Raw genomic sequence first — 13,476 nt, 5'->3', positions numbered from 1 at the left:
TGACCTACAAACATCTCTTCTCCCGCGCGCTTTCGGCCAACTCCGACCGGTTGCACTTCGCAGCGCACAGCCACCATCTCTGGCCCGACGCCAGCTTTGACGGACAGGTCGAGGCATGGGAGGATGCGGCGCGGCTGGCGGATCTCAAATGGGGTCGCATCATGGGGCCGGTGTGGGAAGAGGCGCAGCGGCATATCGCCCACGAGCTGAAACTGCCCGATCCTGCGACCCTATCCTTTTCGCCGAACACGCACGACTTCCTCGTCCGTATCTTTTCGGCAATCCCGAAGCGGCCGGTACGCGTGCTGGCCACCGATGGTGAGTTTCACAGCTTTCGCCGCCAGATGGCCCGCTGGGTCGAGGCAGGGGAGGCGCTATTGGTGAGTGCACCGGCGGACGAGCTGGTGGCGACGGCAGAGGCAGGTGGTTTCGACCTGATTTTTGCAAGCCACGTGCTGTTCAATTCCGGCGCGATCATAAGCGACCTTGAAAGCTTGGCGGCACTTGCCAGACCTGAAGGCCCTTGGGTGGTGGTCGATGGCTATCATGGCTTTATGGCGATTGAGACCGATCTATCGGCGGTTGCCGACCGCATCTTCTACCTCTCGGGCGGTTATAAATATGCGATGGCGGGGGAGGGGATCTGCTTCCTCCATGCACCGCCGGGATTTGCTCCAAGGCCGGTTATCACCGGCTGGTACGCTGCCTTTGAGGATCTGGCTTTACCACCCGGCGCGGTCGGCTATGCGCAAGATGGCGGGCGCTTTCTGGGCAGCACTTTCGATGCTTCGGGCCTGTACCGGTTTAATGCCGTGCGCCGGATGCTGGATGGCGAGGGGCTGACGATGGGTGCCGTCTCGGCGCATGTCGAGGCGCTGCAGCGCCAATTTGTCGAGGCGGATACAATGCCCAGGTTCGAGTTGCTTAATACGCTTGGCGATGGCCCACATTCCCGCTTTCTTGCTTATCGTGGGACTTCTGCGCCTGACTTGCATGCCGCACTGGAGGCGCGGAATGTCATCACCGATGTGCGCGGCTATGTGTTGCGGATCGGTTTTGGCATCTATCAAGATCCGCAGGATGTGGACCGGTTGGTCGATATCCTGCGAAGCATCTGATTACCTCTTCGTCCGCTCGTCCTCGACCATATCCTCGGCCAGTTCCAGCCCTGCCTTGCCGCCTGCTGCAGTGTGCGCCGGGGCGTGGGGGTGCTCGACGAACTCGGGTTCTTCGACCTCAAGCATGCCTTCCCATTTGGTGATGACAGAAGTGGCGACCGCATTGCCAACGACATTGGTTGCGGTGCGCCCCATGTCGAGGAACTGGTCGATGGCGAGGATAATCGCGACGCCTTCTACAGGCAGCCCGAACATCGCGAGCGTACCGGTGATGACGACCAGTGACGCGCGCGGAACGGCAGCGATGCCTTTGGACGATATCATCAGCGTCAGCAGAATCAGAATCTGCGTGGCGATCGGCAGGTCGATGCCATAGGCCTGCGCGATGAAGATCGTCGCAAAGCTCATATACATCATCGAGCCGTCAAGGTTGAAGCTATAGCCCAATGGCAGGATGAAGCCCGATATGCGGCGCGGCACGCCGAAGCGGTCGAGCTGTTCGAACATCTTGGGCAGCGCCGCTTCGGACGAGGCGGTCGAGAAAGCGATCATCAGCGGCTGGCGAATATAGCGGATCAGCGTCCAGATGCGATTGCGCAGGAACACCCAGCCAAGCGTCAGCAGGATCGTCCAGAGAATGAGGAGTGCGAAGTAGAATTCCACCAGCAACTCAACATAGATTTTCAATATACCCAGTCCGTTGACGGCCACCACATTGGCCAGCGCACCAAAAACCGCAATCGGGGCATAGCGCATCACATAGCCCGTGATCTGGAGCATCATTTCGGCAAGGGCATCGGCGCCACGGACAAGTGCAGCGCCTTTTTCGCCTAGGGCTGCCAGGGCTACACCGGCAAACAGCGAGAAGACCAATATCTGCAGGATATTGTTGGTTGCCATCGCTTCGAACGCGTTTTTGGGGAAGATCGAGAGGATGAACTCGGTGGCCTTCAGCTCCTTGACTTCACCGACGGCCGCAACTGCGGCAGCAGCATCAGGGATGGGTGCCCCAACCCCGGGTTCGAGCAAATTGACCATGAGCAGGCCGAGGCCGATCGAAATGAAACTGGCGATGATGAACCAGCTGATCGCGCGAAAACCTATCCGGCCCAAAGCCGAACTGTCGCCCATATGGGCAATACCGACCACGATGGTCGACAGGATCAACGGTGCGACGAGCAGTTTGATGAGATTGAGGAATATGTCGGAAAGCAGCTTGAACCAGGGCGAAATCGATTCCTTGATGATTGCCGGATCGACTGTGTAGAACAGCGTCGCACCCACGATCAGGCCCAGCACCATCCCAAGCAGGATATACAAAGTCAGCCGCCGGTCCATTCACGCTTCCCCTTAATCTTTATCTGTTCCGGCGCTGTCGTAACCGAGCGGTCACCGCACGGCAAGCGCATCCGTTTCCGCAGCGTAAATTTCGTTTCAAACGCAACTATCCGGTTGTTTGGCCGTCCTAACAGGGGCATAGGACTTGGAAAATCAAAAGGGGCGAAAGGCCCCGAACCACGCGGAGCGAACGATCATGGCGAGTGCCGACCCCAAATTGGCGAAACCCCTGCTGGCTGCAATATTGGCGCGCACTTTGCCCGGCGAGATTGACGGCTTTGGCAAGGATGCGCAGGCGCAGGCGGTCGAGTTCATGCTGGCAACCGCGGCAAAGCGCGCAAGCGGCAAGTCGAATGTTGCGGTTGACACTTTTTCCGATGCCAGCGGACGTCTGGCGATGCGTGTGGCGTTGATTAATGACGACATGCCGTTCCTGGTGGATTCGGTTGCGGCTGCGCTGGCCAGCGCCAATGTCGCCATCGAAAGGCTGATCCATCCGGTGGTCGATGTAGAGCGCGATGCCTTCGGCACGCTCACCAGCCTCAGCGAGAAGCGCGGGTCGACGGGCAAGCGCGAGAGCTTCATCTATGTCGAAACCGCGCGTGTCGATGCCAAGGAACGGCGTGCGCTGGCGGACAGTCTCGCCGCCGTGCTCGAAGATGTGCGTTGTGCGGTGACCGACTGGCGCAAGATGCAAGGCGCGATGTCCGAAGATGCCGACAGCCTGCCCGAAGGCGAAGGCGCGGCTTTGATGCGCTGGTTCATGGATGGCGCGATGACCGTGCTGGCGCATGAACGCATCATCGGCGATGGCGAGCGTGAGGCGCGGCTGGGGCTGGCCCGGTCGAGCGATACCGCCTTGCTCTCCGAAGAAAGCGTCACCCGTGCGCGCAGCTTTTTTGCCGAAGGCGGGCAGGCGCCTTTGATCCTCAAATCAAGTCGGGTGTCGACCGTACATCGCTCGGTGCAGCTCGACATTTTGGTCGTGCCGGTGCGCGATGGCGACAAGATCAAGGGACTGGCGGTGACCGGGGGGCTGTGGACGAGCAACGCGCTGGCAACCCCGCCCGAGCGTATTCCGCTGCTGCGCACCCAGCTTTCCGATCTACTTACCCGCTATGGGTTTGACCCGTCGGGCCATGCCGGTAAGGCGATGTCGCACGCGCTGACTTCGCTGCCGCACGACCTGCTGGTGTCGTTCAGCCGCGCCGATCTGGAAAGGGTGACGCTGACCGCAATGTCGCTCACCGACCGGCCGCGGCCGAAGATGCTTGCGGTGCGTTCGGCGCTGGGGCGGCATGTGTTTGTGTTCGTCTGGCTGCCGCGCGACGAGATTTCGACCGGCTTGCGCCGCGCGATCGAGGCGATGCTGACCGAGACCAAGGGGGCAAGTGTTCTCGGCTGGTCAATCGGGCTTGAGGATGGCGGGATCGGTCTGCTGCGTTATCTGCTCGACCTTGAAGACCGCAATGTAGAAATCGACGAAGCCGCGCTGGATCGCCGCCTGCAACTGATGGTGCGCGGCTGGGAGCCCGCTGTCGAGGCAGAGCTTGCACGAGCAACTGACGAGAAGCGTGCCGCAGCGCTGATGGAACGCTATGCCGCCGCTTTCCCGCAATCGCACCGCATGGCCTATCCGGTCGAGGAAGCCGCGCAGGACATGATCGGCCTGCTGGCGATGGAGCGCGACCATAGCCGCGTTTCGCGCTTGATATCCGACAAGGACAAGGACGACAGCACGCTCAGCCTGAAGGTGTATAATGCAGGCGGGGCGATGCCGTTGTCTGACATTGTGCCGGTGCTCGAAAATTTCGGTTTCAACGTGATCGAACAGGTGCCGACCGCGCTGGGCGAGATTGCCTATATCCACGATTTCCATCTCGGCCTGCGCAGTGGCGTGTCGACCGCCCCGCTGTTTGCGCGCAAAGATGTTGTCGAAACCGCGCTGACGCAGGTGATCGACGGCAAGGCCGAGAATGACGCTTTCAACCAGTTGATCACCATTGCCGGGCTCGATCCGCAGTCGGTCGTCTGGCTGCGCGCCTGGCATCGTTATCTGCGCCAGACCGGCCTCAATTATGGCGTGCCCACGGTAGTCGCCGCCCTCGGCAACAATGCCGGGATTGCGCGCGCGATTGTGGCTCTGTTCACGGCGTTGCACGACCCTGATTTTGCCGGAGACCGCGGGGTTTCGGCGGTAAAGCTTGACGAGGAAATCAAGGCTGGCCTCGCCAAGGTGGCGGCGGCGGACGAAGACCGCATCCTGCGCCTGATGCAGGCGGTGGTGAAAGCCACGCTGCGCACCAACGCCTTCGCGCCAGCCGCGAAAGAGGCGCTGGCGTTCAAGCTCGATAGCGCAAAAGTGCCGGGCCTGCCTGCTCCGCTCCCCTGGCGCGAAGTCTTTGTGTATAGCCCCCGCGTAGAAGGCATCCACCTGCGCGCCGGGCCGGTGGCGCGTGGCGGGCTGCGCTGGTCCGACCGGCGCGACGATTTCCGTACCGAAATCCTTGGGCTGATGAAGGCACAGCGCGTGAAGAATGCGGTGATTGTGCCGACCGGGGCCAAGGGGGGTTTCTATCCGAAGCGCCTGCCCGATCCGCGTGTCGACCGCGACGCATGGCTCGCCGAGGGCACCGAAAGCTATCGCATCTTCATCCGCACCTTGCTGTCGATCACCGACAATCTGGTCGAGAATAAGGTTGTCCATCCCGACAGCGTGGTAATCCGCGATGGCGACGATCCCTATTTCGTTGTTGCGGCGGACAAGGGCACCGCGACCTTCTCTGACGTTGCCAATGCCATCGCGCTCGAACGCGGTTTCTGGCTGGGCGATGCCTTCGCCTCGGGCGGCTCGGTGGGTTATGACCATAAGGCGATGGGGATCACCGCCAAGGGCGGCTGGGTATCAGTCCAGCGGCACTTTGCCGAAATGGGCATCGATGTGCAGAAGGAACCGGTAACGGTTGCGGGCGTGGGTGACATGTCGGGCGACGTGTTCGGCAACGGCATGTTGCTGTCCAAGGCGATCAAGCTGGTCGCGGCGTTCGACCATCGCCACATCTTCCTCGATCCCAATCCCGATCCGGCGGCAAGCTGGAAAGAACGGCAGCGGCTGTTCAACCTGCCGCGTTCCAGCTGGCTCGATTATGATGCCAAGCTGATTTCGAAGGGCGGCGGCGTGTTTGCGCGCAGCGAGAAAGAGATCAAGCTTTCGCCCGAAGTGCGTGCACTGCTCGGCGTTGAAGACAACGTGATGGAACCCGCCGCACTGATGAAGGCGATCCTCAAGGCTGACGTCGGGCTGATCTGGTTCGGCGGCATCGGCACCTATTTGAAGGATGCCAGCGAAGCCAATGTCGAGGTGGGCGACCCCGCCAACGACGCGATCCGCATCAATGCGCAGGATCTGCGTGCCAAGGTCATCGGCGAAGGTGCCAATCTTGGCGTGACGCAGGCTGCGCGCATTTCCTTTGGTTTGAAGGGCGGGCGCATCAACACCGACTTTATCGACAACAGTGCGGGCGTCGATTGTTCGGATAATGAGGTCAATATCAAGATCGCGCTCAACGCCGAGATGGCGGCGGGCCGACTCAAAATTGAGTCGCGCAATACACTGCTCGCCAGCATGACCGATGATGTCGCCGAACTGGTATTAGAGGACAACCGGCTGCAGACGCTGGCGCTTTCGATTTCGGAAAGCGGTGGGGCAGGCGATCTGCCTGCCTATGTCCGGCTGATGGAAATCTTTGAAAGCCAGGGCAAGCTCGACCGCGCGGTTGAGGGGCTGGAAGGCAATGACGAATATTTGCGCCGGGAAGCCGAGGGCCATGGCCTGACCCGGCCCGAACTCGCCGTGCTGTTGTCGACGGCCAAGCTGGCAGCGCAAGATGCGGCCGAACATAGTCCGCTCGCCGCTGACAGCGCGATGGACGGTGAATTGCTCGCGGCGTTCCCCAAACCGATGGCAGCGGCGCACGCGCAAGCGATCCTCAACCACCGGCTGCGTCCGCAAATCATCGCGACCAAGCTCGCCAATCGCATGATCAACCGCATGGGCATGTTGCATCCGTTCGAGTTGGCCGAAGAGGAAGGCTGCACGCTCGGTATCGTCGTCGAGGCATTCGCAATTGCCGAACGACTGTTCGATCTGCCCGCGCTATGGGCCGAAATTGATGAAGCGAAAATCCCGGAAGCGACGCGCATCATGCTGTTCCAGCAGATCGCGGTCGAAACCCGCGCACATATGGCGGACATGATCCGCAACGGCAAGGAAGGCCGCAGCGTCGGCACCGCGATTGGTGATTATGCACCGGTCATCGAAGAACTGTCGACTGCGCGCAAGGAATTGCTCACTCCGGATGTTGCGGCGCAGACCGAAGCCTATGGCGACAAGCTGTCCGCCGGAGGGGCGCCAGCCAAGCTGGTCGCGAAACTGGTCCGTATTGCGCAACTCGATGGCGCCATCGGGTTGGCCGCGCTGGCAACCGAGCGCAAGGCGGATCCCAAGGCGCTCACCAAGGCATTTGTCCTATTGGGCGATACGCTGGGCCTTGGCTGGGCGCAGAACAGCGCGATGCAGATGGACCCCAAGGATCCGTGGGAGCGCTTGCTGGTTGCGGGCCTTGCGCGCGATTTTCAGGCGATGCGGCTCGATTTCCTGCGCCGTCAAAAGGTGGCCGATGCCGATGCGGTTACCGCATGGCTAGGCAAGCATAGCGACCGTGTGGCGATGTTCCGCTCGATGATCGACCGGGCACGGCGGGGTGGTTTGCCGACGCCAGCTATGCTTGCGCAGATTGCGGGACAGGCACGGACGTTGCTGGGGCGGTAACATATCCCCCTCCCGCTTGCGGGAGGGGGGTTAGGGGAGGGAGCGAGCGTAGCGAGCCTTGAGCCCTTGCAGGCCCTCCCCCGGCCCCTCCCGCAAGCGGGAGGGGAGTCAACTCAAAACGCCGCAATCCCAGTTATCGCGCGACCCAATATCAACGCATGCACATCATGCGCACCTTCATAGGTGTTGACCGTTTCGAGATTCACCATGTGGCGGATGACCTGATATTCTTCCGAGATACCGTTGCCGCCATGCATGTCGCGCGCCTGCCGGGCGATGTCCAATGCCTTGCCGACATTGTTGCGCTTGACGATCGAGATCATGTCGGGCGCGAAACGGCCTTCGTCCATCAGGCGGCCAACACGCAATGACGCCTGCAGGCCAAGCGCGATGTCGGTCATCATGTCGGCGAGTTTCTTCTGATACAGCTGGTTTGCGGCCAACGGCTTTCCGAACTGGTGCCGGTCGAGGCCATATTGGCGGGCGGCATGCATGCAGAATTCGGCCGCACCCAGCGCACCCCAGCTGATGCCATAGCGCGCGCGGTTGAGGCAACCGAACGGGCCTTTCAGCCCCTGCACTTCAGGAAGCAGCGCGTCTTCGCCGACCTCGACATTGTCCATCATAATCATGCCGGTGGTCGAGGCGCGCAGACTGAGCTTGCCCTCGATCTTGGGCGCTGACAGGCCTTTCATGCCCTTTTCAAGGATAAAGCCCTTGATGCCGCCGCCATGCGCTTCGCTTTTCGCCCAGATGATGAAGACGTCGGCGAAGGGGGCGTTCGATATCCAAGTCTTGCTGCCGTTGATCACATAGCCGCCATCAACCTTTTTCGCGACGGTGCGCATGCCCGCAGGATCGCTACCCGCATCGGGCTCGGTCAGGCCGAAGCAGCCGATCAGCTTGCCTGCTGCCAGACCGGGCAGATATTTGCGGCGCTGTTCTTCCGAACCATAAGCATTGATCGGGTGCATCACGAGGCTCGACTGCACCGACGCCATCGAACGATAGCCCGAATCGACGCGTTCGATTTCGCGCGCAATCAGGCCATAGGAGACATAGCTGGCCCCAGCGCCGCCATATTCCGGCGCAATGGTCGCGCCGAGCAGCCCAGCCTGACCCATCAACGGAAAGAGTTCCGGCGCATCGACTTCATCGCGAAAAGCCTTGATCACGCGAGGCTGCAATTCGTCTTGCGCAAACCCATGCGCCGCGTCGCGGATCATGCGTTCTTCTTCGGTCAGCTGATCATCGAGAAAAAAGGGATCGGACCAGTCAAAGGCTGCCATTTCGGCCATGGGAATCTCCATTTGCGTTTCCGGCTCGCTAGACTTTTCATCGGGACGAAACAAGTTTCATCAGAAACCGTCACCCTGAACTTGTTTCAGGGTCCATCGTGCAGCTAAGGGCGGAGTTTGAAAGGCGAAATGGATCCTGAAACAAGTTCAGGATGACGCCTTGGGGAGGCATCAGTGTCGATTCAAACCGACGTCGAATATCTGCTTGGACAATTAAACGCAGCTGCACCCGGTGGCGACGTCTCCGTCCATAGCCCCATCGATGGCAGCCAAGTTGGTTCAGTTCCAACAGCAACCTCTGCCGAAACCGACGCGACCCTGAATCGCGCCCAGAGCGCCTTCCTAAAATGGCGCACCGTCCCCGCCCCCAGCAGAGGCGAACTTGTGCGCCGTTTTGGCAATATCCTGCGCGACTATAAGGCAGACCTCGCTCGCCTCGTCACCATCGAATGCGGCAAGCCCATCAGCGAAGGTGAGGGCGAAGTTCAGGAGATGATCGACATCTGCGACTTCGCCGTGGGCCTGTCGCGGCAATTGCACGGGCTAACCATAGCGAGCGAGCGACCCGGCCACCGGATGATGGAACAATGGCACCCGCTGGGGCCGATACTCATCATTTCAGCATTCAATTTTCCGGTCGCGGTCTGGGCGTGGAATGCGGCGCTGGCGCTGGTGTGCGGGAACAGCATCGTCTGGAAGCCATCGGAGAAGACCCCGCTGACGGCGCTGGCGGTGCAGGCCTTGCTCGATAAGGTGTTGGCTGATTTCGAGGATGCGCCCGACGGGCTGTCGCAGGTTGTCATCGGCGCGCGCGATACCGGCGCAGCTCTGGTTGCCGACCCCCGCATTGCGTTGGTGTCTGCCACCGGCAGCACCGCGATGGGCCGTGCAGTTGGGCAGGTGGCCGCGGCGCGTTTTGCCAAAACCATCCTCGAATTAGGCGGCAACAATGCCGCGATTGTCGGCGACAAAGCCGACCTTGATCTTGCCTTGCGCGGGGTGCTTTTCTCGGCCGTCGGCACCAGCGGACAACGCTGCACCAGCCTGCGCCGCCTGTTCGTGCATGATGCGGTGTATGACGGCTTTGTTGAACAGCTGAAGGCCGCCGCCGCGAGTATCCCGGTCGGTGATCCGCTGGATACCGCCAATCTGGCAGGGCCACTCATTGACGAAGACGCGCTCAAACGGATGCAAACCGCGTTGGACGACGCCAAAGGCATGGGTGCGAAGATTCACGGCGGCGAACGCCTCGACCGACCCGGCGTCTATGTGCGCCCCGCCATCGTCGAAATGGCGGACCATACGGGACCCGCCCTACGCGAGACTTTCGCGCCAATCCTTTATGTCTTCCGATATTCGATGCTGGACGATGCCATCGCGCTGCAGAACAGCGTTGGCGCGGGGCTATCCTCCTCAATCTTCACGCTTGATCTGCGCGAAGCAGAGCTCTTCGTGTCGGCGTCAGGCAGCGATTGCGGCATAGCCAATGTCAATATCGGCACCTCAGGCGCTGAGATTGGCGGGGCCTTTGGCGGCGAAAAGGAAACCGGCGGCGGGCGCGAGTCCGGCTCCGACGCCTGGAAAGCCTATATGCGCCGCGCCACCAACACGATCAATTACAGTTCCGAGTTGCCACTGGCCCAGGGCGTCAAGTTCGACATAGGCTGAGTGGCGCGCCCTGCAGGAGTCGAACCTGCGACCTCAAGATTAGAAGTCTCGCGCTCTATCCAGCTGAGCTAAGGGCGCGCGCTGGGTGCGCAATAACCGCTTTGCGCGATGCTGCAAAGCGGGATATGGCAACGGCATGAGCAATCCATCAATCGAAGCCCATTCAGCCGCCGAAATGGCTGGGCGGCATTTCCGCTATTATGACTTTGTAATGGCGGCCTTTGTCGCGGTGCTGCTGCTGTCCAATGTGATCGGTGCGGCCAAGCCTGCTGCGATCGAAATTGGCGGAGAGCCTTGGGTATTTGGAGCGGGCATCCTCTTCTTCCCGCTGGGCTATGTGATCGGCGACGTGCTGACCGAAGTCTATGGCTATGCACGCGCGCGGCGGGTGATTTGGGCCGGGTTTGCGGGCCTGATCTTCATGGCCTTCATGAGCTGGGTGGTCGTCAGCCTGCCGCCTGCCGATGGCTGGGAAGGGCAGGCGGCCTATGAAAGCGTGTTTGGCCAGGTGCCGCGTATTGTGCTGGCCTCAATTGTCGCCTTTTGGGCGGGCGAGTTCGTCAACAGCTACGTCATGGCGCGGATGAAGATCTGGACGCAGGGCAAGCATCTATGGTCGCGCACCATTGGCTCGACGGTGGTCGGGCAGGGCGTAGACAGCCTGATATTCTATCCGCTCGCCTTTTGGGGCGTCTGGGAGAATGAGGCGGTGATCACCGTAATGGTAACCAATTGGGGCCTCAAAGTGCTGTGGGAAGTGGTGCTGACCCCAGTCACCTATGCCGTTGTCGGCTGGCTGAAGCGCAAGGAAGGTGTCGATCTGTTTGACGAAGGCACCAACTTCACCCCCTTCAAGACGCAGGTCTGACGTCGATGCTCTTTGGCTATACGCCGCTGGATTTCCAGCAGTTCAAATTCGTCGCGCTTGAGGCAACCGGCCTCGCCAAGGATGCGCTGCATATTTACGCGGGGATGGGGCTGTTCCTGCTGGTTCGGCTGCTCTGGCGTTGGCGCGGCGGCTGGATATTGGCGTGGCTCGCTGTGTTAGCAATGGCCTGCACGGTCGAATGGATCGACATGAAGGCCGAAGGCGTCGCCAATACACTTCAGCCCGATGCCGCGCATTGGCACGATATCTGGAACACGATGTTCTGGCCGACGGTTTTGCTGCTGGTGGGTCGCTGGCTTCAGCCTAAGCCGAAACTGCCAAAACCGGAGGCATCAGGCGATCTCGCGGATCAGCCCTTCGAAGAGCCGCCGACCGTCTGATCCGCCCTGCACTGCCTCGATCATGCGTTCGGGGTGCGGCATCATTCCAAGGACATTGCCTGCATCGTTCAAAATGCCTGCAATATTGCGCGCAGAGCCGTTGACCTGCTCGGCATAGCGGAACGCCACGCGGCCTTCGCCTTCCAAGCGGTCGAGCGTGGCTTCGTCGGCGAAATAATTGCCGTCATGATGCGCGACGGGAATAACGATTTCCTCGCCCGCCTGATAGCGGCTGGTGAAGATAGACTGGCTGTTTTCAACGGTCAGCTTCACTTCGCGGCATACAAAGCGGATGCCGGCATTGCGCATCAAGGCGCCGGGCAAAAGCCCTGCTTCGGTCAGGATCTGGAAGCCATTGCATACGCCGAGCACCGGCACGCCCCGGCCCGCCGAAGCAACCACCGCCTGCATCACCGGCGAACGCGCGGCCATCGCACCAGAGCGGAGATAATCGCCATAGGAAAAGCCGCCCGGAACCGCGATTAGGTCAAGATTGGCGGGCAGTTCGGTCTCACGGTGCCACACCAAAGAGGTTTCGGCGCCGGTAACCTCGCGGATGGCGACCGCCATGTCACGGTCGCAATTGGAACCCGGAAACTGGATGACTGCGGCGCGCATAGCGATCAGCCTTTCTGTTCAATCTCGAAATTCTCGATCACCATATTGGCGAGCAGCTTGCGGCACATATCCTCGAGCTGTGCCGTCGTGATGCCCGGTTCATGTTCGATCTCGATCAGCCGACCGGCGCGGACATCGCTAACGCCCTGAAAGCCAAGGCCTTCAAGCGCGTGGTGGATCGCCTTGCCTTGCGGGTCGAGCACCCCGTTTTTCAGCGTAACAAAAATGCGGGTTTTCATGGCGCGGCCCCAGTTGCGGAATCTGCGCCCCCTATAGCTTTGCCGGTCAGGGAAACAAGGGGGGCAACAGGGTTAATTTGGGCTAACCGGACCTGCGAACCCTTGTTTGACCTTGTCCGCTATAGGGCGGTTCACCGAAAGGGTTAATGGCGGTCGAAGAGCCGCAAAGGTGGTCATATGGTCGGGCTTGCAGCGGCGCTTTTTGTCGGCGTCTTCGGTTTTGGAAACGAGATTTTCGGCTGGAGCCAATATACGCTCCACGAAGTGCAACTCGCGCTGTTCCTATCCTTCGTTCTCGGCATATTGTGCGGCTATAAGACCAAGGGTTGAGCGAGGTTCATTTTGCAGCCACCCCTTTCGGCAGCACCCTGAAAGTATAGCTTTTCGCTGGATCCAGATAGCGCTTCGCCGCTGCCCAAACCTGTTGCGGTGTTATCGCACGATATTGCTGTTCGCTGATCCGGAATCGTTGCAACCGATCCGGTGCCGATTGCGCCTCATCGACGATGTCCATCCATGTCGCATTGCGCTTTTTCCAGTCTGCATAGCTTTCAAGCGTTGGCTTGCGCGCCCTCTCAAACAAGTCGCTAGCGACCGGACCTGCGAGCAGTTCGGCAACCACCTTGTCCACCGCAGTTTCAATCTTTTCGAGGTCCTTGGGGTCGCCGCTAGTCGAGATAGTGAATGTGCCACGCCCCGGATAGACGTCGGACATGTCCGACCCAGCGCCCGCGCCATAAGTCGCGCCCAGCCCCTCGCGCAATTCGTCGATCAGGCGGATGCGCGCGATGTCGGCGAGCAGCGACATCGTCTGTTCCTCACCAAAATCGCTGTCATCATTGGTAGACCAGACCCGCCGCCAGCTGAGCTGGTTGGCTTCGCCCCTGTGATACAGGCTGTGGGTGCCATAGGTGTCGGTGAAGCGGCTTGCCTTGGCGTCGCCGAAATCGAACGCTTTGCCCGACCGTTCAGGCAATGCACCAAAGGTGCGCGCAACAATGTCGATTGCTTGCGCTTCATCGACATCGCCGACCAGACCGATTTCTATTCCGCCCGACTTGAGTTGGCCGCCAATCGCCGCTTTCAACTTGTCAAAA

Annotated in this window: 11 protein-coding genes and 1 tRNA gene; 6 read left to right on the top strand and 6 right to left on the bottom strand. The window is 60.5% G+C overall.

Translation table 11 applies throughout. The features are described from left to right. Positions 1-1,118 (top strand): class V aminotransferase (locus ABL922_RS12890; RefSeq protein WP_349024614.1); only part of this gene is annotated, 1,118 nt, incomplete at its 5' end. Here ABL922_RS12890 and ABL922_RS12885 read toward each other — a convergent pair. After that, positions 1,119-2,456, bottom strand: coding sequence for a dicarboxylate/amino acid:cation symporter (locus tag ABL922_RS12885; protein ID WP_349024613.1), 1,338 nt, complete (start codon positions 2,454-2,456; stop codon positions 1,119-1,121). 196 nt (positions 2,457-2,652) lie between these two features. On the opposite strand from ABL922_RS12885, the gene ABL922_RS12880 reads away from it, so the two are divergent. After that, the gene (locus tag ABL922_RS12880; protein ID WP_349024612.1) at positions 2,653-7,287 is read left to right on the top strand and encodes an NAD-glutamate dehydrogenase domain-containing protein; all 4,635 of its coding nucleotides are present in this window, start codon (positions 2,653-2,655) and stop codon (positions 7,285-7,287) included. Between the two features lie 113 nt (positions 7,288-7,400). Here the strand turns inward: ABL922_RS12880 and ABL922_RS12875 are convergent, their stop codons facing one another. Then, complete coding sequence (locus ABL922_RS12875; protein WP_349024615.1) at positions 7,401-8,576, bottom strand: acyl-CoA dehydrogenase; 1,176 nt, start codon at positions 8,574-8,576, stop codon at positions 7,401-7,403. A 183-nt stretch (positions 8,577-8,759) separates the two neighbouring features. Between ABL922_RS12875 and ABL922_RS12870 the strand changes: the two genes are divergently transcribed. Then, positions 8,760-10,253, top strand: coding sequence for an aldehyde dehydrogenase family protein (locus ABL922_RS12870; RefSeq protein WP_349024611.1), 1,494 nt, complete (start codon positions 8,760-8,762; stop codon positions 10,251-10,253). Position 10,254: 1 nt separating this feature from the next. Here ABL922_RS12870 and ABL922_RS12865 read toward each other — a convergent pair. Beyond that, a tRNA-Arg gene (locus ABL922_RS12865) sits at positions 10,255-10,331 on the bottom strand. A gap of 58 nt (positions 10,332-10,389) precedes the next feature. Between ABL922_RS12865 and ABL922_RS12860 the strand changes: the two genes are divergently transcribed. After that, positions 10,390-11,121: a queuosine precursor transporter gene (locus tag ABL922_RS12860; protein WP_349024610.1), complete on the top strand. Its 732-nt coding sequence runs from the start codon at positions 10,390-10,392 to the stop codon at positions 11,119-11,121. A 5-nt stretch (positions 11,122-11,126) separates the two neighbouring features. After that, on the top strand, positions 11,127-11,522 hold the full coding sequence (locus ABL922_RS12855; RefSeq protein WP_349024609.1) for a hypothetical protein: 396 nt from the start codon (positions 11,127-11,129) through the stop codon (positions 11,520-11,522). On the opposite strand, the gene purQ is transcribed toward ABL922_RS12855, so the two are convergent. Beyond that, positions 11,475-12,140 carry a phosphoribosylformylglycinamidine synthase subunit PurQ gene (gene purQ / locus ABL922_RS12850; protein ID WP_349024608.1) on the bottom strand — a complete coding sequence of 222 codons (666 nt, stop codon included), beginning with the start codon at positions 12,138-12,140 and terminating at the stop codon, positions 11,475-11,477. The two genes, ABL922_RS12855 and purQ, sit on opposite strands and share 48 nt — an antisense overlap. A 5-nt stretch (positions 12,141-12,145) precedes the next feature. Next, positions 12,146-12,379, bottom strand: a complete 234-nt coding sequence (gene purS / locus ABL922_RS12845; RefSeq protein WP_349024607.1) for a phosphoribosylformylglycinamidine synthase subunit PurS — start codon at positions 12,377-12,379, stop codon at positions 12,146-12,148. Positions 12,380-12,556: 177 nt separating this feature from the next. On the opposite strand from purS, the gene ABL922_RS12840 reads away from it, so the two are divergent. Next, on the top strand, positions 12,557-12,709 hold the full coding sequence (locus tag ABL922_RS12840; protein WP_324332578.1) for a hypothetical protein: 153 nt from the start codon (positions 12,557-12,559) through the stop codon (positions 12,707-12,709). Positions 12,710-12,716: 7 nt separating this feature from the next. Here the strand turns inward: ABL922_RS12840 and ABL922_RS12835 are convergent. Next, positions 12,717-13,476: insulinase family protein (locus ABL922_RS12835; protein ID WP_349024606.1), on the bottom strand; the 760-nt coding region annotated here is incomplete at its 5' end.

It is taken from the genome of Sphingorhabdus sp. (assembly GCF_040079335.1).
Taxonomy (GTDB): Bacteria; Pseudomonadota; Alphaproteobacteria; order Sphingomonadales; family Sphingomonadaceae; genus Sphingorhabdus_B.
This window is presented reverse-complemented; position numbering and strand designations above follow the sequence as displayed.

What these genes read in the sequence shown, in the direction of transcription:
- ABL922_RS12885 (WP_349024613.1), bottom strand. Translation starts at nt 2,456, where the DNA reads ATGGACCGGCGGCTGACTTTGTATATCCTGCTTGGGATGGTGCTGGGC.
- ABL922_RS12880 (WP_349024612.1), top strand. Translation starts at nt 2,653, where the DNA reads ATGGCGAGTGCCGACCCCAAATTGGCGAAACCCCTGCTGGCTGCAATA.
- ABL922_RS12875 (WP_349024615.1), bottom strand. Translation starts at nt 8,576, where the DNA reads ATGGCAGCCTTTGACTGGTCCGATCCCTTTTTTCTCGATGATCAGCTG.
- ABL922_RS12860 (WP_349024610.1), top strand. Translation starts at nt 10,390, where the DNA reads ATGAGCAATCCATCAATCGAAGCCCATTCAGCCGCCGAAATGGCTGGG.
- ABL922_RS12855 (WP_349024609.1), top strand. Translation starts at nt 11,127, where the DNA reads ATGCTCTTTGGCTATACGCCGCTGGATTTCCAGCAGTTCAAATTCGTC.
- purQ (WP_349024608.1), bottom strand. Translation starts at nt 12,140, where the DNA reads ATGCGCGCCGCAGTCATCCAGTTTCCGGGTTCCAATTGCGACCGTGAC.
- purS (WP_349024607.1), bottom strand. Translation starts at nt 12,379, where the DNA reads ATGAAAACCCGCATTTTTGTTACGCTGAAAAACGGGGTGCTCGACCCG.
- ABL922_RS12840 (WP_324332578.1), top strand. Translation starts at nt 12,557, where the DNA reads ATGGTCGGGCTTGCAGCGGCGCTTTTTGTCGGCGTCTTCGGTTTTGGA.